Raw genomic sequence first — 1,436 nt, 5'->3', positions numbered from 1 at the left:
GTACTACATTCCGAGATCATGTGGCAGCGGGTCGCCGCGCCGGCGGTAATGACTGATCAGGGCCCTGCTCAGGTGGACCTGGCGCCATAGCGCACGGGTGATCGCGGCGCCGACATCGACGACGCGGCTCAGGACGGTCGCGGCGAGCAGCCCACGGATCGCCGTGGTCGACAGCGGCAGCAGAACCGACTTCAGCAGGCCGTCTCGCTCTCCCCGCACGCCGCCTCTTTTCCCCGGCCGGCACGGGTGACCGCCAGGAAAGCCTGTGCCAGCATGCACATCGTGACGTGACGGTGCCACGGGACCCACTTGCGAACCTGGTAGGCGTCCATCCCGAGTTGATCCTTACCGGTCTTGTTGTCCTCCTCGATCTTCCACCGCAGCCCGGCCGCTCGGACCATCGCCGCCAGCGTCGTGGCCACCGGCGCGTGCACCAGGAAGTACTCGATGTCATAGGACGCCGGCCGACCCTTGTGTTTCCTCATGTCCTTGGACCGACGGATCAGCAGTGTGTGCCCGTATCCCACGGCCGGAGGCTGTTCCTTCACCGTGACCGCGTGCATCGCCCAGTCGTACAGTCGGTGGCCCTTACTGCCCGCGCCGGCCGACCGTCGCTCCCACCGGTGGACGCGATCCCGCAGAATGTCCTTGCAGCACAACGCCTGCCCCCGTGCGTCGACCAGCGGCAGGTCGACCGGCACCGCCATGACGTAGGTGATGGCGTGGTCATGGCAGAACGCGCGCAGGCCCGGGTCACGACCGTAGCCGGCATCGGCGGCGAACCACCCGAACACCACGTTCGCCGCAAGCACCCGCGCCAACATCTGTTGCACCAGTTGGGGTTTCGTCGCGAACTCCCGGTCAGCGGGCACCCCGGCGGTCCGGCAGCGGTCCGGATCCGAGGTCCAGGACGCCGGCAGGTAAAGCTCCCGGTCGATGAACGCGTGCCCGGCCCCGGTGGCGTAGGTCAGCATCGGCATGACCTGGCAGTTCTCGGTCTGGCCGGTCAACCCGCAGTGCTGCGGGGCGACCCCGACACTCCTGTCGCCCTTCTTGATCGCCTGGGTGTCATCGGCGATCACGGCGGCATCGGCCGACCCCAGGCCCGCCACCACGTAGTCACGCACCTGGTCCCGCAGCGTGTCGGCATCCCACACCGCGCCGTCGAGCAGGTGCTCGAACGGGCGTGGCGTGGCCAGCCCGGCGTGCTCGGCCAACCCCCAGGAGTTCTTCTTCGGCACATCGGCCAGCAACGCCCGCACCATCAGCCCGAACGTCACCTTCGGCTCCGGGCGGTTGAACATCCACCCCAAGCCCTCGGTGAGGGCTTGAAGGTCAGCATCCCAGCCGGCGATGTCCTGAACAGTCACGCTCTCGACCATGACACGGGATACGCGCCGTCAGCCGACCCGGTTCAAGATCTCGGAATGTAGTAC

The 1,436-nt window shown here is 67.6% G+C and carries 2 protein-coding genes; both read right to left on the bottom strand.

Annotated features, from left to right (window positions below; all coding sequences use genetic code 11):
• Nucleotides 1–3: 3 nt before the first annotated feature.
• Nucleotides 4–219, bottom strand: coding sequence for a hypothetical protein (locus FM051_RS49940; RefSeq protein WP_158854989.1), 216 nt, complete (start codon nt 217–219; stop codon nt 4–6).
• Nucleotides 192–1,370 carry an IS701 family transposase gene (locus FM051_RS49935; RefSeq protein WP_202919544.1) on the bottom strand — a complete coding sequence of 393 codons (1,179 nt, stop codon included), beginning with the start codon at nt 1,368–1,370 and terminating at the stop codon, nt 192–194. The genes FM051_RS49940 and FM051_RS49935 overlap by 28 nt, the downstream gene beginning before the upstream one ends.
• Nucleotides 1,371–1,436: the final 66 nt, after the last annotated feature.

The sequence above is a fragment of the Saccharothrix deserti genome (assembly GCF_009769385.1).
Lineage (GTDB): Bacteria > Actinomycetota > Actinomycetes > Mycobacteriales > Pseudonocardiaceae > Actinosynnema > Actinosynnema deserti.
This window is presented reverse-complemented; position numbering and strand designations above follow the sequence as displayed.